At 64.7% G+C, this 23,112-nt stretch carries 13 protein-coding genes and 1 riboswitch; of the genes, 6 read left to right on the top strand and 7 right to left on the bottom strand.

Features of this window, described 5'->3' with window-relative positions:
* Positions 1-4: 4 nt before the first annotated feature.
* From IGX34_RS18925 to IGX34_RS18910, 4 genes are all read right to left on the bottom strand, one after another.
* On the bottom strand, positions 5-3,163 hold the full coding sequence (locus IGX34_RS18925) for an efflux RND transporter permease subunit (RefSeq protein ID WP_192557299.1): 3,159 nt from the start codon (positions 3,161-3,163) through the stop codon (positions 5-7).
* 245 nt (positions 3,164-3,408) lie between these two features.
* Positions 3,409-6,564, bottom strand: coding sequence for an efflux RND transporter permease subunit (locus IGX34_RS18920; RefSeq protein WP_192557298.1), 3,156 nt, complete (start codon positions 6,562-6,564; stop codon positions 3,409-3,411).
* Positions 6,565-6,898: 334 nt separating this feature from the next.
* Positions 6,899-8,797 (bottom strand): TonB-dependent receptor domain-containing protein, encoded by a 1,899-nt coding sequence (locus tag IGX34_RS18915; RefSeq protein WP_225737599.1) that lies wholly within the window; start codon positions 8,795-8,797, stop codon positions 6,899-6,901.
* Between the two features lie 133 nt (positions 8,798-8,930).
* A riboswitch (cobalamin riboswitch) is annotated at positions 8,931-9,153 on the bottom strand.
* A gap of 65 nt (positions 9,154-9,218) precedes the next feature.
* Entirely contained in the window at positions 9,219-9,971 is a 753-nt protein-coding gene (locus tag IGX34_RS18910; RefSeq protein ID WP_192557297.1) for a GntR family transcriptional regulator, read from the bottom strand.
* 188 nt (positions 9,972-10,159) lie between these two features.
* Here IGX34_RS18910 and zwf point away from each other — a divergent pair, with 188 nt between their 5' ends.
* From zwf to IGX34_RS18880, 6 genes are all read left to right on the top strand, one after another.
* A complete protein-coding gene (gene zwf / locus IGX34_RS18905) occupies positions 10,160-11,647 on the top strand; it encodes a glucose-6-phosphate dehydrogenase (RefSeq protein WP_192557296.1) in 1,488 nt (495 codons plus the stop codon).
* Complete coding sequence (gene pgl / locus IGX34_RS18900) at positions 11,647-12,342, top strand: 6-phosphogluconolactonase (protein WP_338015509.1); 696 nt, start codon at positions 11,647-11,649, stop codon at positions 12,340-12,342. The genes zwf and pgl overlap by 1 nt, the downstream gene beginning before the upstream one ends.
* A gap of 156 nt (positions 12,343-12,498) precedes the next feature.
* Complete coding sequence (gene edd, locus IGX34_RS18895; RefSeq protein WP_192557294.1) at positions 12,499-14,310, top strand: phosphogluconate dehydratase; 1,812 nt, start codon at positions 12,499-12,501, stop codon at positions 14,308-14,310.
* Positions 14,311-14,453: 143 nt separating this feature from the next.
* Complete coding sequence (eda, locus tag IGX34_RS18890) at positions 14,454-15,107, top strand: bifunctional 4-hydroxy-2-oxoglutarate aldolase/2-dehydro-3-deoxy-phosphogluconate aldolase (protein WP_192557293.1); 654 nt, start codon at positions 14,454-14,456, stop codon at positions 15,105-15,107.
* A gap of 313 nt (positions 15,108-15,420) precedes the next feature.
* Positions 15,421-17,001, top strand: coding sequence for a S10 family peptidase (locus IGX34_RS18885; RefSeq protein ID WP_192557292.1), 1,581 nt, complete (start codon positions 15,421-15,423; stop codon positions 16,999-17,001).
* A gap of 131 nt (positions 17,002-17,132) precedes the next feature.
* The gene (locus IGX34_RS18880; protein WP_192557291.1) at positions 17,133-17,504 is read left to right on the top strand and encodes a nuclear transport factor 2 family protein; all 372 of its coding nucleotides are present in this window, start codon (positions 17,133-17,135) and stop codon (positions 17,502-17,504) included.
* Positions 17,505-17,516: 12 nt separating this feature from the next.
* On the opposite strand, the gene IGX34_RS18875 is transcribed toward IGX34_RS18880, so the two are convergent.
* The 3 genes from IGX34_RS18875 to IGX34_RS18865 all read right to left on the bottom strand — a co-directional run bounded on the left by IGX34_RS18875 (position 17,517) and on the right by IGX34_RS18865 (position 23,086).
* The gene (locus tag IGX34_RS18875) at positions 17,517-18,020 is read right to left on the bottom strand and encodes a DUF2199 domain-containing protein (protein ID WP_192557290.1); all 504 of its coding nucleotides are present in this window, start codon (positions 18,018-18,020) and stop codon (positions 17,517-17,519) included.
* A 64-nt stretch (positions 18,021-18,084) separates the two neighbouring features.
* Positions 18,085-18,456, bottom strand: a complete 372-nt coding sequence (locus tag IGX34_RS18870; RefSeq protein ID WP_192557289.1) for a VOC family protein — start codon at positions 18,454-18,456, stop codon at positions 18,085-18,087.
* Positions 18,457-18,571: 115 nt separating this feature from the next.
* On the bottom strand, positions 18,572-23,086 hold the full coding sequence (locus tag IGX34_RS18865) for a DEAD/DEAH box helicase (protein WP_225737598.1): 4,515 nt from the start codon (positions 23,084-23,086) through the stop codon (positions 18,572-18,574).
* Positions 23,087-23,112 lie beyond the last annotated feature (26 nt).

Raw genomic sequence — 23,112 nt, 5'->3', positions numbered from 1 at the left:
CAACCTACGCGGTGGCTATGGCCTGCTTGCCCAGTTTGCGCAGACGCCGCTTTTCGGCACGCCTGGCCTTGCGTTCGCGCCGGTCGTGCTGCCACAGGTAAATCGCCGGGGTGCTGAGCAAGGTCAGCAGTTGCGATACGAACAGGCCGCCGAGAATCGCAATGCCCAGGGGCTGGCGCATCTCCGAGCCGCTACCGAATCCGACTGCCAGCGGCAAGGCTGCACCCATCGCCACCAGGGTGGTCATGGTGATCGGGCGAAAGCGCACCAGCGCGGCTTCGCGAATCGCTTCCGGCGGCGTCAGGCGACCTTCGCGTTCGGCGACCAGCGCAAAGTCCACCATCAGGATCGCGTTCTTCTTCACGATGCCGATCAGCATCAACACGGCAATCACCGACATGGTGGTGAGTTGCGTATGCGTGACCAGCATGGCCAGGAACGCACCCATGCCCGCGGCCGGCAGGGTGGACAGGATGGTCAGCGGATGGATCAGGCTTTCGTAGAGAACGCCCAGCACGATATACATGGTGAGAATCACCGCGATCAGCACTACTGCCGCATTGGTGGCCGCTTCTACCAATTGCTGGTTGTCGCCGGTAAACGCCTTCATCACGCCCTGCGGCAGCTGCGCGGCGAACATGGCCTGGTCGATCAGGTTCAGGCCGTCGGACTGGGTGATGCCATTGGCAAGGTTGTAATTGATGGTGGCCGCTTCGAGCTGGTTGTGGTGCTGGATATCGATCGGTTCGATAAACGGCCGGATATGCACCATGGCCGACAGCGGCACCATCTTGTTCTGGCTGTTGCGCACATACATGTTCAACAGCGCCTGTGGACTCAGCGTGGCCGCGTTGTCGGCGGTAAGAATCACCTGGTATTGCGTGAGATCGGCATAGATCACCGACACCGGCGTCTGGCCGTAGGCATCGGACAGCATCTGGTCGATCTGACCCATGCTGACGTCGAGACGCGACGCGGCATCGCGATCCACTTCCAGCAGCTGCTGTTTGCCGATGCTGTCGAAGCTGGTGCTGACATCCTGGAATTGTTTCATCCGGCGCATCGTCTGCGCCAGTTTCAGCGTCGGCGCCTGCAGCGACAGGCCGTTGTTGCTGGTCAGGTCGAAGGCGTACTTGCCCTTGGGGCTGGCGCGCGAATCGGAGCCGAAAAAGTTCAGGCTGGTAAGCGAGATTCGCACGTCGGGAATTTGCTTCAGCTGCTTGGTCAGGCGCCCGATGATTTTGTCGGCCGATTCCCTGCGCTGTCCGGCGCCGTCGCCGCGCGGCTTGAGGTCCATGAAATAAGTGGCTTCATTGGCGACCGCGCCATTGGTGTCGTTGCCGCCCAGGAACGAGGTGACATCGAGCACGCCCGGATCGGCCAGCATGGCCGCCTCCATCGCCCGCGTGCGCTGCGCCAGCAAGGTCGGTGAAATGTTCGCATCGGCGACCAGGTCCGCTTCGACCAGGCCGGTATCGCCGCTGGGCATCAGTGCGCCGCCGGCGGTCTTGGCCACGGCCATCGCCAGCACCACGGTCAGAATCAAGAGCAATGGCGGTTGCCAGCGCATGACGCGGCGATGGCGCATGGCCCAATCCAGGCCGGATGCATAAATGCGCAGCAACGTGCGGTCGAAGCGCTCCACCGCGCGCTCGAGCCGGCTCGGCTGCGCGGCGGCCTGTTCGCGCAGCAAATAGCGCCCGCACAGCGCGGGCGTGAGGGTCAGCGACACCAGCGCGGAGATCACGATGGTGGCGATCAGCGTGACCGAGAACTCGCGCATCAGCATGATCATCGCGCTATGCCCGAAGACCATTGGCGCAAATACCGCGATCAGCGACAAGGTGATCGAGATCACCGTGAAACCGATTTCCCTGACGCCGGTCAGCGCGGCATCCAGTGGTTCGGCGCCCTGCTCCATATGCCGGAAAATGTTCTCGATCACCACGATCGCATCGTCCACCACGAAGCCGATGCACAGCACCAGGGCGATCAGCGACAGCATATTGAGGGTGAAGCCCAGCGCGTACATCAGCACGAAGGCGCCGGCCAGCGACAGCGGCACGCTCAGCATGGCGATCAAGGTGGGCCGTACGCGGCGCAGGAAGACCAGCATCACCAGGGCCACCATCAGCACGCTGAGCAGCAGCGCCACTTCTACCTCGTGCAGCGCCGACTTGGTCGATTGCGTGAGATCGAAGATCGGCGTGATCTGCACATCCGCCGGCACCAGGGTCTGCAGCCGCGGGATCATCTTGCGCACGGTCTCGTCCAGCTGCACGGCATTGGCTTCCGGGCGCTTGATCACCTGCAGCAGCACGGCATGCTGGTTGTTGAACCAGGCAGCCTGATACGCATCCTGCTGGCCGTCGGTCACCGTGGCCACATCCGCCAGATGTACCGGCACGCCCTTCTGGTTGGCGATCACCAGCGCGCCGAAATCGCGGGCGGTGCGCACGCCGTCGTTGGCGGTGACGGTCATCTGGGTGATGCCGTCGCTAAGCACGCCCTGCGGCGAGGTGACATTGGCCGCGCGCAAGGTATTGGCAACGTCGTTGGCAGTAAGACCCATCGCGGTCAGCGCGCTGCTGTTGATCGAGATGCGCACCGCGTGCGGCGCGCCGCCGAGCAGCTGGGCCTGCGCGACGCCGGGAATCTGCGCGATCGCCGGGCGCATCAGCGTATCGGCCAGATCGTAAAGCTTGTCCGAGGGCAGGCTGGCGGAATTCAAGGCCAGCATCAGCACCGGGATCTGGGTGGTATCGGCTTTGAACAACTGCGGAGGCGATAGCGCCACCACGGGCGGCAGATCGGGCAGGGCCTCGTTGATCGCCGCTTCCACGTCGCGCGCGGCATCGTCGGCGCTGCGCGACATTTCGAAGCGGATATTGATCTGGGTGCCGCCGGGGTTGGCATCGGAATTCATTTCCACGATGCCGGGGATGCGCCCGAAGTGGCGTTCCAGCGGCGCGGTCACCGTCGCCGCAACGGTCTGCGCATCGGCGCCGGGCACGATGGTCTGCACGGTAATGGCTGGAAACTGCAGCGAGGGGAAGGCCGCTACGCCAAGCATCAGATAGGCGCAGAAGCCGGCGATCACCAGGCCGATCGCCAGCAGCGATGTCGCCACCGGACGGCGGATGATCGGGGCGAAGATGTTCATGCGCACTTTTCCATATGCATGTGATAGCCCTATCGACAGCGGCGCGAATGTGTCGTTCGTCCATCCGTGCCACAAGGCATGGCGCTGATGATTTTCTCCCTCTCCCCTGCGGGGAGAGGGTCGGGGTGAGGGGGACAACCTTGCGGGGATGTCTCGATCGAAGCGTCGCTCTTATACGATCCAAGGCAAGCCGTGGCCCCTCACCTCGGTCCTCTCCCCACAGGGGAGAGGAAGACAAGCAAAGCTCAGTGCGTCGCCGCCGCTTGCTTGCCCAAGCGCCGCAGGCGCCGCTTCTCCGCTCGCTTGGCCTTGCGCTCGCGCCGGTCGTGCTGCCACAGGTAAATCGCCGGTGTGCTGAGCAAGGTCAGCAACTGCGACACGAACAGGCCGCCGAGAATGGCAATACCCAGCGGCTGGCGCATTTCCGAACCGCTGCCGAAGCCGATCGCCAGCGGCAGCGCCGCGCCCATCGCCACCAAGGTGGTCATGGTGATCGGGCGGAAGCGCACCAGTGCTGCTTCGCGGATCGCTTCGGGCGGTGTGCGACCGCCTTCGCGTTCGGCCACCAGGGCGAAATCCACCATCAGGATCGCGTTCTTCTTCACGATGCCGATCAGCATCAGCACCGCGATCACCGACATCATGGTGAGCTGGGTGTGGGTGATCAGCATGGCCAGGAAGGCGCCCATGCCGGCGGCGGGCAAGGTGGACAGGATGGTCAGCGGATGGATCAGGCTTTCGTACAGAATGCCCAGCACGATGTACATCACCAGGATCACTGCCGCGAATACGATCAACGCGTTGGTCATGGCCTCGACCAGTTTCTGGTTGTCGCCGGTGTACTGGCGGCTGATCCCTTCGGGCAGTTGTGCGGCGACCATCGCCTGGTCGACATACTTGAGGCCATCGGCCTGGGTCACGCCGTCGGCGAGGTTGTAGCTGATGGTGGCCGATTCCACCTGGTTGTAATGCTCCACTTCCACCGGCGCGATATACGGCGCCACGTGCGCCAGCGCCGACAGCGGCACCATCTTGTTCTGCGTGCTGCGCACGTAAGTATTGAGCAAGGTATCGGGGCTGAGCGTTTCCGCGTTGGTGGCGGTAAGCACCACGCGGTACTGATTCACGTCCGAATAGATCACCGATACCGGCGTCTGCCCGAAGGCATTGGCCAGCGCCTGGTCGATCTGGCCCATGCCTACGTCCAGGCGCGAGGCGGCATTGCGGTCCACCTCCAGCAGCTGCTGTTTGCCGATGCTGTCGTAGCTGGTGCTGACGTTCTTGAACTGGGTCATCTTGCGCATCGTCTGCGCCAGCTTGAGCACCGCCGGCTGCAACGGCGCGCCGCTGTTGCTGCCGAGGCTGAAGGCGAATTCGCCGCCGCCCTTGTTATTGCCGCCGCCGAGGAACTGCATGCCGCGCATGGTTACCTTCATGTCGGCAATGTGCTTGTACTTCTCGTCCAGGCGCGCGATTACCTTGTCCACCGAATCGGGCCGCTGCCCGGGCCCGTGGCCCAGCGGCTTGAGGTCGACGAACAAGGTGGAATTGTTGCCCACCGCGCCGTTGTTGTTGTTGCCGCCCAGGATGGTGGTGACATCCATCACCGCCGGATCGGCCTGCATGATCGCGGAGATCGCCTCGGTGCGCTTGGCCATCAGTGCCGGCGAGATATTCGCCTCCGCTTCCATCTGCGCGATCATCATGCCGGTGTCTTCCTTGGGCATGATTGCGCCGCCGGCGGTCTTGGCCACCACCGTGGCCAGCGTGGCGGTAAGGATCAGCAAAATCAGCGGCTGCCAGCGCATGATGCGCCGGTGATGCATGGCCCAGTTCAGGCCGCGCTCGTAGATGCGCAGGATGCGGCGGTCGAAGCGTTCGGCGAGGGCTTCCAGCAGGCCGGGCTTGCGCTGTTCGGCCGACAGTTCCGGCAGCAGGTAGCGCCCGCATAGCGCGGGCGTGAGGGTGAGCGAGACCAGCGCGGAAATCACGATCGTCGCAATCAGCGTGACCGAGAACTCGCGCATCAGCATCACCAGCGTGTTGTTGCCGAACACCATCGGCGCGAACACCGCGATCAGCGACACGGTGATCGAGATCACGGTGAAGCCGATCTCGCGTACGCCCAGCAGCGCCGAATCCAGCGCACGCATGCCGTTTTCCATGTGGCGCACGATGTTCTCGATCACCACGATCGCATCGTCCACCACGAAGCCGATGCACAGCACCAGCGCCACCAGCGACAAGACGTTGAGGGTAAAGCCAAGCGCGTACATCACCACGAAGGCGCCGGCCAGCGACAGCGGCACGCTCAGCATGGCGATCAGGGTGGGGCGCACGCGGCGCAGGAACACCAGCATCACCAGCGCCACCATCACGATACTGAGCAGCAGCGCCACTTCCACTTCGTGCAGGGCGGATTTGGTGGACTGGGTGAGGTCGAAGATCGGCGTCACCTTCACGTCTGCCGGCACCAGGTTGCGCAGGCCGGGCAGGCGGTTGCGGATTTCCTGCACCACCTCGATCGAGTTCGCTTCGGGCCGCTTGCTGATCTGCATCGATACCGCGCGCTGGCCGTTGAACCACGCAGCCTGGTATTTGTCCTGCTCGCCGCTGGTGATGGTGGCGACGTCCGACAGATACACCGGCACGTTCTTCTGGTTGGCGATCACCAGCCGGGCGAAGTCCTGCGGCGTGTGCAGTGCATCGTTGGCGGTGACGGTCATCTGGGTGATGCCGTCGGTGATGATGCCTTGCGGCGAGGTGACATTGGCCGCGCGCAGGGTGTTGGCGATGTCGTTGGCGGTAAGGCCCTTGGCAGTCAGCGCGGCTGGATTGAAGTTCACCCGCACCGCATGCGGCGTGCCGCCGAACACCTGCACCTGCGCCACGCCGGGAATCTGCGCTACCGCCGGCATCAGCAAGGTGTCGGTGAGATCGTAGAGGCGGTCCGGCGGCATGCTGGTGGAGGTCAGCGAAATCAGCAGCACCGGAATCGAGGCGGTATCGAATTTGAAATATTGCGGCGGCTGCATGCCGGACGGCAGGTCGGCTTGCGCGGCGTTGATCGCCGCCTGCACATCGCGCGCGACTTTGTCGGCATTGCGGCCGAAGTCGAACAGGATCTGGATCTGGGTGCCGCCGGCATTGCTGTCGGAGGTCATCTGCTGAACACCGGGAATGCGGCCCAGCTGGCGTTCCAGCGGCGCCACTACGGTGGCGGCCATGGTCTGCGCATCGGCGCCCGGATACTGCGCCACCACTACCACGCCGGGGAAATCCAGCGACGGCAGCGCCGCCACGCCCAGCAGCAGGTAGGCGCAGAAGCCGGCGATCACCAGGCCGATCGCCAGCAGCGAGGTGCCGGTGGGCCGGCGGATGATGGGCGCGAAAACGTTCACGCAGTCACCCGCGTGTCAGCGTTGCGCAAGCTGCGCCCGCGCGGATACCGCGCCGGAGGGGGCGCAGGGAAAAGAAAAGACGCATTCATGGACATCCTTATGCCCCGGGATCCTATCCCGTTGAATGTGCCTGAAGTCCGGCCGTGCCGAAAGGCATGGCGGGTTTGTTCTTCACGAACGCGAAAGCGTCGCCGCTTTGCTCCCTCGCCCCGACGGGGAAAGGGAGCAATCTTGCGTAGAAGCTAAATCGGAGCGTCGCTTGATGGTGGTGCGAGGCTAGCCTGCCCCCTCACCTCAGTCCTCTCCCCAAGGGAGAGGAAGAAGATCGCGGCGCTTACGGCGTATACCGCAGCGTGAGATACCAGGTCCGGCCCAGCTGGTTGTAGTAGTAGGTGGTCTCGTAGCGGTGATCGAAGGCATTGGCCAGTTTGCCCTCCACCTGCCAGCCCGGCGCGAACGTATAGCTGGCGCGGAAGTCGGTGGTTGCATAGCCGCCCATGCGTTCGGTGTTGGCCACGTCGTCGTAGCGCTTGCCGGCGGCGAAGAAGGTGGCGCCCACGCCGAACTTGCCGAACTGGCGATCGATATCCACGCGTGCCGTGCGCTCGGCGCGGCGCGGCAGCACATTGCCGTTGTCGGGGCCGCCGTCGTTGTTCTTCGGCTGCAGCAGGGTGAGGTAGCTCTGTACGCGCCAGTCGTCCAGCTTGAAGCCGAACTGGCCTTCCAGGCCGCGAATCCGCGCGCTGCTGAGATTGAACGGGATGAATTCGCTATTGAAGCCGATCAGATCGGTGATGCGCGTCTGGTAGGCGTTCACGCCCCAGTTCCAGTTGCTGAGCTGCTGGTTCAGACCGATTTCCGCGCTGCGCGAGGTCTCCGGCTTCAGGTCCGGATTGGCGGTGGGTACGCCGCCGAAGGCCGGGAAATACAGGTCGTCGAAGGTCGGCGCATGGAAGGCCGTGCCATAGCTGGCCGACAGCACCAGGCCCTGGTCGAAGTGATAGCCCCAGGCCAGCGCGCCGGTGTTGTGATTGCCGAACTGGTCGTTGTGATCGTGACGCACCGAGGCCTGCACTTCGTTCTGGCCGAAGGTGCCCTGGTACTGGGCGAAGGTGCCGGTATCGCCGCGCGTGGTCTGCTGGAACGCGGTATCGCTGTAGATGTGTTCCTGCTGGTAATCCACACCCACCGTCAGCAGCTGGTTGCTGGCCAGGGTGATGTCGTTCTGCCACGAAGCCTGGTTGCGGCGCGAATCGAAAAAGCCGGTGGGCATGCGCGGGTAGTACTCGCCGAAATAGGTGCCCTGATAGAAGGTGTCGTCGTCGTCGCGGCTCTGGCCGGCGCTCAGCGTGACTTTCCAGATATCCACCGGCGTGAAGCTCAGGCGCGCGCCGGCCACGTACTGCTCTTCGATCGCGTCGTTGCCGCCGTACGGCGAGCCGGCGTATTCCACGTTGCTCTTGCTGCGCATCCAGTCGAAGGACAGCTCGGTGCCGTTATCCCAGCGATAGCCGAAATTGGCGAAGCCGTTCCAGTTGCGGTACGCGTCGTTGCGCGGGTCGTCCACGCCGCAGGCCACGCCCAGTTCGGCTGCGCCCATACGGCAGGCCGGAATGCCGCCGGTGTATTCGCCGCCGAGGCTGGCGTTGTACCAGAGGTGCGAATCGCCGCCGGAGATGCCGGCCTGGCCGTTGATGTAGCCATGGCTGCCGCCGGTGACGCTGAATTCGGGTTTCACGCCGCCATCCGGCTGGCCGTGGCGCAGGAAGATCTGCAGCACGCCGCCCAGCGCATCGGAGCCGTACAGGCTGGCGCGCGGGCCGCGCACCAGCTCGATGCGGTCGATCGCACTCACCGGAATCTGTTCCAGCGCCGCCAGGCCCAGGCTGACCGAGCCGATGCGCACGCCGTCGATCAGCACCAGCACGTGGGTGGGATTGGTGCCGCGCAGGTACAGCGAGGTGGCTTCGCCGATACCGCCGGTTTGCGCGATCGACACGCCGGGCAGGCCGTTGAGCAGGTCGGAGACCGAGGTGGGCTGCAGGCGATCGATGTCTTCGCGGGTGATTACGCTGACCGAAGACAGTGCATCGTTCTCGGTGATGGCGGTGCGCGTGGCGGTGACGATCACCGGCGAGAGCGTGCTGTTCGGGTCGGTGGCGGTCTGCGCATGGCCGGCCTGGCTGGCCAGGGCGAGGCCGAGCAGCGCGGCCAGCGTGGTTTTCTTCAACATGTGGATTCCCCTGCCGTGCGTCCCCGCGCGGCGTGAATAAATAAGCCGGCGTAGCGACAAACGGGGGAAACGGAATGGCGGGCAGGCGGTGACGATCGCAGCACGCGCTCCGAATCCTCGCCCACCGCGAGTGCCAGAACCATCGAATCGGGCCGGTCTCCGGACTCGCGAGGGACATGCCGTGCATGCCAGCGAACGATGCCTTCCCATGCGTGACGCACAGTGGCGCGTGATCGTTCGCGAACGCTCGCTTACCGTTGCGGGGGCAGTGCCGGCCTTGCTGCGATCAGCGCACCGGCTTCCCGTTTCATCCCCTTGGCCATGCGGCCAGGGACACCCGAAACGGGCGAACTGTAGCCGGTGGCGCCGGTCGGGGCAATGGAAATGCGCGCTTCCGGCGGGAAACGGGGTCGATCAGGCCTCAATCGGTCTGCAATTCCGCCACGAAATCGTAGATGTCGCCGCGGTACCAGGAGGTGGTGAATTCCACCACGCGTCCGTCGTCGAGAAAGCCGCGGCGCTCGATATGCAGGCCGGCGCTGCCGGCGGTGACGTGCAGCAGGCGCGCCTGGCGGGCGCCGAGCAGCACCGCACGCAACCGCTGCAGGGCGCGCACCGGGCGGCAGTCGTATTTGCCCAGCGCCTCGTACAGCGAATCGTGCACCTCGTGCGGATCGGGCAGGATGCTGGCCGGCACCACGGTGCGCTCGATCGCCAAGGGCTCGTCCTCGGCATAGCGCACGCGGTGCAGGCGCGCTACCAGCACGCCGGGCGACAGGTTCAGCGCCATCGATTCTTCCGGCGTCACCTCGCCCACGCTGCGCTCGAAAAACTCCGAGCGCGGGTGCAGGCCGCGGGCGCGCAGGTCCTCGGTAAAGCTGGTCAGGCGCGACATCGGTTTGATGATGCGCTCGGCCACGAAGGTGCCGGCGCCATGGCGCTGGGTCAGCAGGCCTTCCTCGACCAGGCCGGAAATGGCCTTGCGTACCGTCACACGGGACAAACCCAGGACCTGCGATAAATCCCGTTCGCTGGGCAGGGTCTGGCCGGGCTCGATATCCCGGTGCTGGATCACATTGCGAATAGCCCGGCGCAGCCGCAGGTAGGCCAGCGGCTGGTGGGTGGTGGTGTCGCGGCTGAGCCGCCGGTATTCCTCGGCCAGGGCATTCTGCATCGCTGCACAATACCAATGCCGAACCACTGGTACAACTCCGGTACATCCCGGCGCCGGGCGGCGCTTAGGAAAAAATTGCATACGATTGCAATGCACAAAAGACTGGTATTGCCTGGTATGTCATTGGTACGATCGAGCTTCCCCGGCGGCTGCACCCCCGTGGCTGCCCGCATAGATAGAGGTGAGTTGTGACTGCACCTGCACAACCGGTCGAGCTGTTCGACTTGGTGATTTTCGGCGGCACCGGCGATCTCGCCGTGCGCAAACTCCTCCCTGCCCTGTTCCACCGCTTTGTCGACGGCCAGATCCAGGACGGCAGCCGCATCGTCGGCGTGGCGCGCGAAGCGCTGGACGACGATGGCTATCGCGGGCAGATCCGCTCGGCCCTCAACGGCGCGGCCCATGCGCAGCCGGCCAAGCTGGACGCCTTCCTCAAGCTGGTGCATTACCGCTCGCTGGATGCGCGCAAGGACGACGGCTGGGACGACTTCGCCAAGCTGATGGGCGACGAGCCCGATCACGTGCGGGTGTTCTATCTCTCCACCTCGCCGGAACTGTTCGTCGACATCTGCCAGCGCCTGGGCCATTACGGCCTCAACCAGGGTGAATCGCGGGTGGTGCTGGAAAAGCCGATCGGCCATGACCTGGCCAGCGCCAACCGCATCAACGACGACGTCGGCGCGGTGTTCGCCGAGTCGCAGACCTTCCGCATCGACCACTACCTGGGCAAGGAAACGGTGCAGAACCTGCTGGCGCTGCGCTTCGGCAATGCGCTGTTCGAGCCGCTGTGGAATGCCGGCCATATCGACCACGTGCAGATCACCGTGGCCGAAACGCTGGGCGTCGGCCGCCGCGGCCCGTATTACGACCATGCCGGCGCCCTGCGCGACATGGTGCAGAACCATATGCTGCAGCTGCTGTGCATGGTGGCGATGGAGCCACCCTCGTCGCTGGAGCCGGATGCGGTACGCGATGAAAAGCTCAAGGTGCTGCATTCGCTCAAGCCGATCGACGAAGGCAATGCGGCGCAGCTCACCGTGCGCGGCCAGTACCGCGCCGGCGCGGCCGAAGGCCAGAGCGTGCCGGGCTATATCGAAGACCTGAATGCGGACAGCAAGTCCAAGGTCGACAAATCCAATACCGAAACCTTTGTGGCGCTGAAGGCCGAGATCGGCAACTGGCGCTGGGCCGGCGTGCCGTTCTACCTGCGTACCGGCAAGCGGCTGGCCGAGCGTGTGTCGGAAATCGTGGTGGCGTTCAAACCGGTGCCGCACTCCATTTTCACCGCCGCTGCAGGCCCGCTGGCGCAGAATCGCCTGGTGCTGCGGCTGCAGCCGGACGAAGGCGTGAAGCTGTGGCTGACCATCAAGCATCCGGGCCCGGGCGGGCTGCGCCTGCGCCATGTGCCGCTGGATATGAGCTTCGCCGAAGCCTTCGGCGTGCAGCAGCCGGATGCCTATGAACGCCTGTTGCTGGATGTGGTGCGCGGCAATCCCACCTTGTTCATGCGCCGCGACGAAGTGGAAGCGGCATGGCGCTGGGCCGGTCCGATCCTGGCCGCATGGTCGGCCGGCGGCGAAGCACCGCGCCCGTACACCTCCGGCACCTGGGGCCCGAGCGCTGCGGTCGCCCTGATCGAGCGCGACGGCCGCACCTGGGACGAGGATTACGAATAGTGTCCAGCTCGCCACAACTGCATGGGTTCGACGATGGCCAGGCGCTGGCCGAGGCCTTGGCCAGCGCCATCGCCGGCCAGCTGCGCGTCGCCATCGAGACGCGCGGCGAAGCTTTGCTGGCGGTGTCCGGCGGCAGCACGCCCAAGCGTCTGTTCGAGCTGCTGTCGCAGCAAGATCTGAACTGGTCGCGCGTAACCATCACCCTGGTGGACGAGCGCTGGGTACCCGATAGCGACGAGCGCTCGAATGCGCGCATGGTCGAAGCGCTGCTGCTGCAGCACAAGGCGGCGGATGCGGAATTCGTGCCGCTTTATGTCGAAGCGGCTACGCCCGAAGCCGGCATCGCCGAAGTGCGTACGCGGGTGGGTGCGCTCAAGCATCCGTTCGACGTGGTGGTGCTGGGCATGGGCCCGGATGGCCACACAGCTTCGTTCTTCCCCGGCGGCGATCGCTTGCGCGAAGCGCTGGATCTGTCCAATACCGCGCAAGTGCTACCGATGCGCGCACCGGGCGCGGGCGAGCCGCGCATCACCTTTACGCTGCGCGAGTTGCTCCAGGCACACACGCTGTATCTGCATGTGCAGGGCAACGACAAGCGCGATGTGCTGGCGCAGGCCGAACAGCCTGGCAGCGCATTGCCGATCGCCAACGTGCTGCGTGCCGGGCGGCAGTTGGATATTTATTGGTGCCCGTGAAGCTGGCTGAATTATTTGCGTCTGCTGCGCACCCTGCCGTCATTTCCGTTTTCGCGGGAATGACGGCAACGCGAGGATGAGCTTTATCAGGCCAATGATGTTTCCTTTGCAGGCAAAACACGCGTCAACGCCGAATCCACTCGGCTGGAGTCTGAAATGAGTTTGCACCCCGTCGTCGCCGAAGTTACCGAACGCCTGCGCGAACGCAGCCGCGATACGCGCGCCGCGTACCTGGACCGTATCCATGGCGCCGCGGTAGAAGGCACGCATCGCGCGCGGCTTTCCTGCGGCAACCTGGCGCACGGTTTTGCGGCCTGCGGCGTGAACGACAAGGCCGCGCTGCGCGAAGGCCACGTACCGAACATCGGCATTGTCACCGCATACAACGACATGCTCTCTGCGCATCAGCCGTACGAACGCTATCCGGCGCTGATCCGCCAGATCGCGCGCGATGCGGGCTTCACCGCGCAGGTGGCCGGTGGTGTGCCGGCGATGTGCGATGGCGTTACCCAGGGCCGCTCCGGCATGGAGCTGTCGCTGTTCTCGCGCGACCTGATCGCCATGGCCACCGCGGTGGCGCTGTCGCACGACATGTTCGACGGCACGCTGTACCTGGGCATCTGCGACAAGATCGTGCCGGGGCTGCTGATAGGTGCGTTGAGCTTCGGCCATCTGCCCGGCGTGTTCGTGCCCAGCGGCCCGATGCCCAGCGGCATCACCAACGAACAGAAATCGAAAGTGCGTCAGTCCTATGCGGAGGGCAAGGCCAGCCGCGCCGAACTGCTGGAAGCGGAAGCCGCCTCGTATCACGCGCCCGGCACCTGCACCTTCTACGGCACCGCCAATTCCAACCAGATGCTGATGGAGATCATGGGTCTGCATCTGCCAGGCGCCAGCTTCGTCGCACCGGATACGCCGTTGCGCGATGCGCTTACGGCCGAAGCGGTGCACCGCGCGGCCGCGCTGGGCAAGCATGGCGAGAACCTGCCGATCGGCCATATCGTCGACGAGCGCGCCATCGTCAACGGCGTAATCGGCCTGCATGCCACCGGCGGCTCCACCAATCACCTGCTGCACCTGGTGGCGATTGCGCAGGCGGCAGGCATTGCGCTGCGCTGGGAAGATTTCGACGCCTTGTCTTCGGTGGTGCCGCTGCTGGCGCGCGTGTATCCGAACGGCTATGCCGACGTGAACCAGTTCCACGAAGCCGGTGGCATGGCTTTCCTGATCGATCAGTTGCTCGGTGCCGGCCTGCTGCATGGCGATGCGCACGCGATTACCGGCGGCACCCTGGCCGAGTACAACCAGGTGCCCTCGTTGAACGAAGATGGCGCGCTGAGCTGGACGCCGGTGCTCAAACAGAGCGGCAATCGCGGCGTGCTGCGTGGCATGGACGAACCGTTCCGCACCGACGGCGGCCTGCGCATGCTGCACGGCAATCTCGGCCGCGCCGTGATCAAGGTGTCCTCGGTGCCGGACGAGCGGCTGGTGATCGAAGCGCCCGCCGTGGTGTTCCACGACCAGGACGAGATCAAGCGCGCCTTCGACCGTGGCGAGCTCAATCGCGATTTCATCGCAGTGGTGCGGTTCCAGGGTCCGCGCGCAATCGGCATGCCGGAGTTGCACAAGCTCACGCCGACGCTGAGCGTGCTGCAGGACCGCGGCCATCGCATCGCGCTGGTCACCGACGGCCGCATGTCCGGCGCCAGCGGCCGCGTGCCGGCGGCGATCCATATCACGCCGGAAGCGGACGACGGTGGCGCGATCGCCAAGATCCGCGACGGCGACATCATTCGCCTGGATGCGGTGCATGGCCACCTGGATGTGCTGGTGGACGCGGGCGAATTCGCCGCCCGCACGCCGGCGATCGAGGATCTGTCCCGGCATCAGCACGGTATGGGACGTGAACTATTCGGCATGTTCCGGCGCAATGCGATGGCGGCGGACTTGGGTGCGGGTGTGCTTTGATTGGCTGACGCCAGTCCGCATATTTGCCGATGAAACGTCACTTCTCCATGCCGTCATTCCCGCTTTCGCGGGAATGACGGCGCTGATGGAAGATCGCGTAAGCGTGTAGTCGTCTGCGCAGCCTTAATCTCGAGCATAAGCCCATGAACATCGAAACCAAGCAACAACAAGTCGAAGCCACCATGCGCCTTGCCGCGGTGATTCCGGTGGTGATCATCGACGACGCCAAACACGCGGTGCCGATGGCGCGCGCCCTGGTGGCCGGCGGCATCCCGGCCATTGAAGTGACCCTGCGTACGCCGGCCGCGCTCGACGCCATCCGCGCGATCGCCGCCGAAGTGGAAGGCGCGGTGGTGGGCGTGGGCACGGTGCTTACCGCAAAAGACCTGCACGCAGCCGAACAGGCCGGTGCGCGTTTCGCGGTATCGCCCGGTACCTCGCCCAAGCTGCTGGATGCTGCCGAAGACAGCGCGCTGCCGCTGCTGCCCGGCATCGCCACCGCCAGCGAAGCGATGAACCTGCTGGAGCGCGGCTATCGCCATCTGAAGTTCTTCCCGGCGGTGCCGGCCGGCGGCGCCAAGCTGCTCGGCGCCTGGGCCAGCCCATTGCCGCAGATCCGCTTCTGCCCTACCGGCGGCATCTCGCTGCAGAACGCGGCGGATTTCCTGGGTCTGTCCAACGTGCTGTGCGTGGGCGGCTCCTGGTTGACGCCAGCGGATCGATTGCAGCGCGGAGATTGGGCCGGTATCGAACAGCTGGCACGTGAAGCTGCGCTGCTCAAAGGCGTCGTTGCCTGACCGTCCAGGCCCGCCTTCTGACCGCCCCAAATCGTCGATCACCCCCAAACCGCTGATTACTCCAAACTGCTGATCACTCCAACCCGTCATCCCGGCGCAGGCCGGGACCCAGCGTCTTCTTGCCAGAAAGTCGCCAGGTCCCGGCCTGCGCCGGGATGACGGCGATGAAGAATTTCAGGGCGCCCAAACCGGTGACTTCGGGATGAAAGATTTCACGACCCCAAACCTGTGACTTCTGGGGTGTGATTCTCCCCGCCCGGCTGCCTAAGCTGGGCGGTCGGCATCCTGTGCCACTACCGGGGAAGATCACTCCATGCGCAAGCTTCCGCTCGCTATCGCCCTTGCCACCTTGCTGCTCGGCACCGCCGTGGCAGCCGACAAGAAGGACAAGGCATCGGACGACACCAAACCCGAAGCCGCCCTGCTGCATCCGCAGGCTTCGCAGAGCGAAGGCTCAGTCTCGGTGGAAGGCAGGCACATCGCGTACAAGGCAGTGGCCGGCACCATCGTGCTGCACGGCAAGGACGAGAAGGAAAACGAGCCGACCGTCAGCATGTTCTACGTCGCCTATTTCAAGAAAGGCGAAGACGCGGCCAAGCGCCCGATCACCTTTGTCTACAACGGCGGCCCCGGCTCGGCCACAGTGTGGCTGCACATGGGTGCGTTCGGTCCGCGCCGCGTGGTCACCAAGGACGACAGCCACACGCCCGCCGCGCCGTACCAGCTGATCAACAACAACTACAGCCTGCTGGATGCCTCCGACCTGGTCTTTATCGATGCGCCCGGCGCTGGCTTCAGCCGTCTGGTAGCCGACGAACAGGATGCGTCCAAGCGCGAGGAACAACTGAAGGAGCGGCGCAAGGATATCTATAGCGTCGATGGCGACGGCCACGCCTTCGCCCAGTTCATCACCCAGTTCCTCAGCCGCTACGGCCGCTGGAATTCGCCCAAGTATCTGTTCGGCGAAAGCTACGGCACCACTCGCTCGGCCGTGGTGGCGAACGATCTGGAGAACGAGAACAGCGTGGATCTGAACGGCGTGATCCTGCTGTCGCAGATCCTCAATTTCGACACCAGCATCGACGGCTCCGACCAGAACCCCGGCGTGGACCTGCCCTACGAACTGGCGCTGCCGACGTTTGCGGCCACCGCCTATTACCATCACAAGCTGCCGCAGCAGCCGGGTGAACTGGAATCCTTCCTGCAGGAAGTGGAGCAGTTTGCGCTGGGCGAGTACGCGCAGGCGCTGATGCAGGGTTCGCGCCTGGACGACGCGCACAAGCAGGCGATTGCCGAGAAGCTGCATCAATACACCGGCCTGTCGGTCGCGTATCTGCTGAAGGCCGACCTGCGCGTTACCGGTGGCATGTTCGAGCACGAACTTCTCGGCGACAGCGGCGATACCACCGGCCGCCTGGATTCGCGCTTCGCCGGCCCCTCGCTTGATCCGCTGAGCAAGGAGGCGGAATACGATCCGCAATCCTCGGCGATCAGTTCGGCCTACATCGCCGCGTTCAACGACTACGTGCGCAAGGATCTGAAGTTCGGCCAAGACCAGACCTACCGCGAATTCGCCACCGACATGACCGACTGGGGCATGAAGCACAACGGCCACGACGGCACCTTGAACGTGATGCCGGACCTGGCCAAGGCGATGAAGACCAATCCGGATCTGAAGGTGCTGCTCAACGGCGGCTATTACGACCTGGCCACGCCGTTCTTCGCTGCCGACTACGAAATGCACCACATGCCGGTGCAGCCCGCGCTGATGAACAACGTGAGCTACCACTGGTATCCCTCCGGCCACATGGTCTACGCCAACGAGCCCTCGCTGAAGCAGTTGCATGACAACGTGGCAGCGTTTATCGAGCAGACCGATAACGTAAAACGCTAAAATCGGCCGAGACCTTCTCCGGTACCTCACCGTCATCCCAGCGAAAGCTGGGATCCGGTGCCTTCGGTAGCGAGAACGTCGCTGGGTCCCAGCCTTCGCTGGGATGACGAGCAAAAACCGGACCCATCCTCATGCGCGCCCTCATCGACCGCTACATCGACGCCTACAACCGCATGGACGTCGACGCCATGCTTACCGCGATGCATCGCGAAGTGATTTTCGAAAACTGCACCGGCAGCCAGCTCAGCGTGCGCACCCTGGGCATCGAGGAATTGCGCCATCTCGCGCAAAGCTCACGTGGACTGTTTTCGGCACGCCACCAGACCATCACCGGCTACCACGAAGCCGATGGCACCGCGCATGTGCAGATTTTCTTCGAAGGCACCTTCGCCATCGACCTGCCCAATGGCGTACGCGCCGGGCAGCGCATGGCGATGCCCGGGCGCAGCGAATTTCGCGAACGCGATGGTCTGCTGATCTACATCGCTGACCACAGCGACTGACGTTGCGCCTCGCTATTGCGGATGCATGACGCGCTCGGCGATCTGCTGTGCTTCTTCAGCGCTGAGGCCTTGATGAAAATGCATGGCCAACGGGTGATCCGACTGTTCTAACACCAGGCATGGGCGCAGGCCGCCCTTGCGCGGCCGCACACTGGTTTTCAGGTTCAGCGTATCGGGATAGTGCGGAAGTCGGTTGCTGAACCAGCCGAAGTAGCTATCGCTTTCGTCCGGCTCATCCCAGGTCATTAGATAACGCTTGAAACTGGCCTCGCTCAGCGACACCCATACGCCCCACAGAAAGGGTTCGACGCTACCCAGGATCGGTACTTCGAGGATGGCGCGCACAAAACGATCGCATTGCTCGTCCGTGCCGATGACGCAGATATCGTCATCCAGCTCGGCGGTCTGCGTCTTGTCCTCATCGCTGAGCAGATCGTAATAATGCGGCGCCTTGTAGCCGAAACTGGGCGAGCCTGCATGCGTCTCGCCGCAACAAGAGCAGGTATACGTCAGCATGGTTGTTCCGGAATAAGCAGCTATGGCGCCGCCGTTCACTGGCGGCGCGACTTGGGTTAGGGGGCTAGTCCTGACCGTCCGGCTCCCACAACTCGATCGGATTGCCTTCGGGATCCTGCAAGCGCGCGAAGCGGCCATGCGGATAAGCCTCCGGATCCACGGCCACTTCGACTCCGCCGGCACGCAGCTGGGCGACCATCGCATCGAGGTTGCTCACGCGGAAGTTCACCATCCACATGCGCTGTGCATCGCCGAAATAGGTGGTGTCCTGCGCGAAGGGCATGAAGATCGTAGGGCCTTCCTGCTGCTGCCACGGCGGCTCGGAGTAGTCGGAGGGAATCAGGTTGGCGCCCAGATGCTGGCGATACCAGCGGCCCAGCAGTTCCGGATCCTTTGCGCGAAAGAACAGCCCGCCTATGCCTGTTACGGATTCCATGCTGATTCCCCTATGCGTTGATGAGTTGAAGCATCGCCCCGCTTGCTGGATAAAACACCGCTTGCCGGCATGAACGTCCCTGTGCGGGAGATCGTTACTGCCCTAACGCCCGAGTCTAACGCCGCACATAACTGATATCGCTAGTGCCATCCGGCTCCGGCCGCCGCAACAAGGCATTGAACCAGCGCCGCTGCTGCGCCAGGTCGCTATCGATCAGCCACTGCGGCTTGCTCGCGACCAGCGCGGCGACCGGCATGCCGTCTTCGTAAAGTACGCGGGTGCCGGCGAGAGCGGGCAGGCGGTCGCCAGCCAGAACGGTGCCGACCAGGTTGAGCGGGTCGCTGCCGCTCAGGCAGATGCATTGTTGCTCGTACGGGCGCTGGCGAATGCTGCGCAACTGGCCGATGGCTTCGGGCAGCGCGAACTGTTCGCCGACCAGGCCTTCGACGAAGCGGCCGCCGCGGATTTCGCCGCGTGCTTCGAGGCGGTGATAGACGCGCAACAGTTCGCGCCAGGACGGCAGCCACGGGGCTTCGCGTTCGAGCAGTTTCCAGAACACCACGCCGTAGCGGCGCAGCAGCGTGCGGGCGATGTGTTCGATGGTTTCGTCGGCGCTGTTGTCGGCGGCATCGCGCGCCGCGGGTTTGCGCACCAAGGACCAGCGGCCGGCATCTTCGATCTCGCTTAAAGCATGTCGCCGCACGCGGCGGTGACGCGGCGATTCGCGCTTGGCCGCGGGCGTCAGCAGGGCGCGCAGGCCGGCGAAACTGTCGGCGGTGACGCGGCCGGCGGAAACCAGTTCGCCGAGCGCGTCTTCCAGTTCGGTGCGCAACAGGCGCGTGTCGTCGAGCAGTTCGTCGAAGAACAATGCGCCGTTGGCGACCAGTGCATCGAGTACGGCTTGCGCGCGCGAAGACAGCAACAGTTCCTGCTCCTGATTGCGATCGGCCATGCCGGTCCACAGGCCGAGCTGGCGGCGCGGCAGCAGCATGATCGGCGTGGCGCGCACCGGTCCGCCGCTGCCGCCGCCACTGCGCAGGCGGTTCCAGCCGATGCGGCCGGCGCGGCACATTTCGTCCAGCCAGCGGCTGGCGTAGTCCTCGATGCGGGTGGCGAGCAGTTCGCTTTCCCAGGCGGCAGCGGCGGCTTCGTAGCCTTCGAGCTGGGTGAGTATGGCGTTGAGCGAATCCGGTCCCTGCAGGCGCGTGCCCGGCGTGGCGTGCTGCCATTCGAGCAGGAAGCGCATCAGGTCGCGGCGGCTGACCGGCTCGATTTCACGGCGCAGGCGGCCGATGGTGTAGCGATGGATGCGCGCAAGCAGATGGCGTTCGCACCATTCCGTGTCGCTGGCATCGGGCGTGAAACGGCCCTGCATCACATAGCCTTCGGATTGCAGGCGCAGCAGGGCGTGGTCGATGTCGCCGGGCTCCACCTGGATGGAACTGGCGAGCGCGGCGACGCTGCAAGGGCCCAGGCCGGTGAGACGGCCGCGGGCCAGTTCGAGCAGGGCGTCTTCGCGGGTCCAACTTTGTGCGGCGTATTCGGCGGGGGCTTCGATCGGAGGCTGCATGGCTGCAGTGGCATGAATGGCCTGCCACAGCGGAAGCTTTTCGGCGCAGATCCACATGCTTGCCGGTAATGGCTGTCCTTCCTGCCCGCAAGGATTCAGGCGCGTGGCACGGTGTGATTTGGCGAGTTTCTGCAGCCACTCGTGCCAACCGGCATTCGCCTCGGCTTCTTCATGGGTCACAAAGCCAAGCACGTTAAGTGCTTCGTGCATTTCATCCGCACTGCGCACTTCCGGCCACGCCTCGGCGCGTACGGCAGCGATCGCATCGGGATCGAGCCTGGCCAGGTCATCGGTATCCTCGATGCCATTCCAATGTCGCGTCTGCACCGCACGCGTGCGGCGTTCTTCCAGCGGCGCGTCGTCGAGAAACGCATAAGGCGCGGCATTGAGGACTTCGCTGGCCAGCGGGCTCGGTGCCGTGAGATCGCGCGCCACCACGGTGATCGCACCCGATTCCAGGCCCTTCAATATGTCCAGCAGGCCATCTATGTCCATCGCTTCGCGCAGACAGTCGTGCAGGGTCTGGTTGACCAGCGGGTGATCGGGAATCTGCCGTTCGCCGACGATGTTTTCCAGGCAAGCCACCTGATCGGGGAATACCGAGGCGAGCAGGTCCTCGCTTTTCATGCGCTGCAAGGGCGCCGGCACTTTCTTGCCGCCGGCGTAGCGCGGCAGCGCCAGTGCGGTGACGGCGTTCCAGCGCCAGCGCACCGGGAACAGCGGTGCATCGAGCAGCGCCTGGATCAGCACATGCTCGGCGCTGTTGCTGTGCAGATAGCGCGACACTTCTTCCAGCGGAAAACTGTGGCTGATGGACAGCGACAGCACGATCGCGTTTTCGGTCGCCGCCGCCTGCAATTCGAAATTGAACTGGCGGCAGAAACGCTTGCGCAGCGCCAGGCCCCAGGCGCGATTGATGCGGCTGCCCCAGGGTGTGTGGATCACCAGCTGGGTGCCGCCGGACTCGTCGAAGAAACGCTCGAACACCAGTGTGGATTGGGTCGGCAGCACGCCCAGTGCGGCCTTGGCCTTGGCCAGGTATTCCACGATCTGTTGCGCGGCGGATTCGTTCAGGCCCAGCGTATCGCGCAGCCATTCGAACGCGGCCTGCACGCCGCCGGCATCGATATGCGCGACGATTTCCTCGCGCAGGCGCGATACGCCGAACGACAATTCGTTGCTGCGCCCGGGGGCTTCGCCCAGCCAGAACGGCAGGCTCGGCGGCGCGCCCTGCGCATCTTCCACTCGCACGCGATCGCGTTCCACACGCAGGATGCGATAGCTGGTGTTGCCGAGCTGGAAGATGTCGCCGGCCATGCTTTCGATCGCGAAATCTTCGTTGATGGTGCCGACGATGGTGGCCTGCGGCTCCAGCACTACGAGGTAATCGGCAGTGTCGGGAATGGTGCCGCCGGAAGTGACGGCGGTAAGCCGCGCACCGCGGCGCGCGCGCAGTTCGTGATGCACGGCATCGCGATGCACATACGCCGCGCGTGCGCCGCGGCGGGTGGTGAAGCCGTCGGCCAGCATGCGCACGATCGCATTGAATTGTTCGCGCGCCAGCGTGCGATAGGGATAGGCGCGGCGCACCAGGTCGAACAGCGCATCTTCGTCCCATTCGGCGCAGGCAATTTCCGCCACGATCTGCTGGGCAAGCACGTCCAGCGGCTGCGGCGGCTGCACCAGGGTGTCGAGTTCGCCGCGGCGCACGCAGTCCAGCAGCGCCGCGCATTCGATCAGATCATCGCGGCTGCTGGGAAACAGCCGCGCCTTGGGCGTGCCGTTCACCGCATGGCCGGAGCGGCCGGCGCGCTGCAGGAAGGCGGCGATCGAACGCGGCGACGACAGCTGGCAGACCAGATCCACGTCGCCGATATCGATACCCAGTTCCAGCGAAGCGGTGGCGACCAGCACTTTCAGCGCGCCGCGCTTCAGGCGCTGCTCGGCGTCGAGCCGGTGCTCCTTGGCGAGGCTGCCGTGATGCGCGGCCACCATGTCCTGGCCCAGGCGTTCGGACAGATGGCGCGCCAGGCGCTCGGCCATGCGCCGCGTGTTGACGAATACCAGGGTGGTGCGGTGTTGCTCCACCAGCTGCGCGAGCTGGTTGTAGACCAGTTCCCAGCTGTCGTTGGACATCACCGCTTCCAGCGGCACCGGTGGCACTTCGATGGCGAGATCGCGGGCGCGGGTGTGGCCGATGTCGATGATGCTGCAGTTTTGGTTTCTCTCCTTTGCGGGGAACTCCGGCTCCCTCTCCCCTGTGGGGAGAGGGTTGGGGTGAGGGGCCGCTCTTGCGAAGAGATCTGCTGTGCGAGGTTGTGGTTCTGGTTGGCTTTCACGCGAGGTTGCCCCCTCACCCCGACCCTCTCCCCGCAGGGGAGATGGCGACAAGCCAGTGCCCTCCCCTACCAAAAATTTCGCCACATCCTCGATCGGCTTTTGCGTCGCCGACAAACCGATCCGCTGCAACGGCCGCTGGCACAGCGCTTCCAACCGCTCCAGCGTCAACGCCAGATGCGCGCCGCGCTTGCTCGCCGCCACCGCGTGGATTTCATCCACGATCACGCTGCGCACGCTTTTGAGCATGTCGCGCCCGGACAGCGAACCCATCAGCACGTACAGCGATTCGGGTGTGGTGACCAGGATATGCGGCGGCGCCTTGCGCATCAGGTTGCGCTCGGGCTGCGGCGTGTCGCCGGTGCGCACGGCAGTGCGGATCGGCGCGTCGGGCAGGCCGAGCTGTTCAAGCTGCGCGCGGATACCGTCCAGCGGCGCTTCGAGGTTGATGTGGATGTCGTTCGACAGCGCTTTCAGCGGCGATACGTACACCACGCGCGTTTCGTCCGGCAGCGTGCCGCCGCGCGCGACCGCTTCCTGCACCAGCGCATCGATCGCGGCGAGAAAGGCGGTGAGGGTTTTACCCGAACCGGTGGGTGCGGCGACCAGGGTGTGGCGCCCTGCCCTGATTTGCGGCCAGGCACGGGCCTGCGCCGAGGTGGGCGCGGGAAACGTGGCGTCGAACCACGCGGAAACGGCGGGGTGGAAAGTTTGCAGCGGCATGGTCGAAGTCCCGCGCTGGGGCGGGT

The sequence above is a fragment of the Dyella acidiphila genome (genome assembly GCF_014863405.1).
GTDB classification, from domain to species: Bacteria; Pseudomonadota; Gammaproteobacteria; order Xanthomonadales; family Rhodanobacteraceae; genus Dyella_B; species Dyella_B acidiphila.
The sequence above is the reverse complement of the archived record's forward strand: the minus strand, read 5'-3'. Positions and strand labels throughout refer to the sequence as shown.

Excerpts from the sequence above, each read along its gene's own strand:
- IGX34_RS18925 (WP_192557299.1), bottom strand. The coding sequence starts at position 3,163 with ATGAACATCTTCGCCCCGATCATCCGCCGTCCGGTGGCGACATCGCTG.
- IGX34_RS18915 (WP_225737599.1), bottom strand. The coding sequence starts at position 8,797 with ATGTTGAAGAAAACCACGCTGGCCGCGCTGCTCGGCCTCGCCCTGGCC.
- IGX34_RS18910 (WP_192557297.1), bottom strand. The coding sequence starts at position 9,971 with ATGCAGAATGCCCTGGCCGAGGAATACCGGCGGCTCAGCCGCGACACC.
- edd (WP_192557294.1), top strand. The coding sequence starts at position 12,499 with ATGAGTTTGCACCCCGTCGTCGCCGAAGTTACCGAACGCCTGCGCGAA.
- eda (WP_192557293.1), top strand. The coding sequence starts at position 14,454 with ATGAACATCGAAACCAAGCAACAACAAGTCGAAGCCACCATGCGCCTT.
- IGX34_RS18885 (WP_192557292.1), top strand. The coding sequence starts at position 15,421 with ATGCGCAAGCTTCCGCTCGCTATCGCCCTTGCCACCTTGCTGCTCGGC.
- IGX34_RS18880 (WP_192557291.1), top strand. The coding sequence starts at position 17,133 with ATGCGCGCCCTCATCGACCGCTACATCGACGCCTACAACCGCATGGAC.
- IGX34_RS18875 (WP_192557290.1), bottom strand. The coding sequence starts at position 18,020 with ATGCTGACGTATACCTGCTCTTGTTGCGGCGAGACGCATGCAGGCTCG.
- IGX34_RS18870 (WP_192557289.1), bottom strand. The coding sequence starts at position 18,456 with ATGGAATCCGTAACAGGCATAGGCGGGCTGTTCTTTCGCGCAAAGGAT.
- IGX34_RS18865 (WP_225737598.1), bottom strand. The coding sequence starts at position 23,086 with ATGCCGCTGCAAACTTTCCACCCCGCCGTTTCCGCGTGGTTCGACGCC.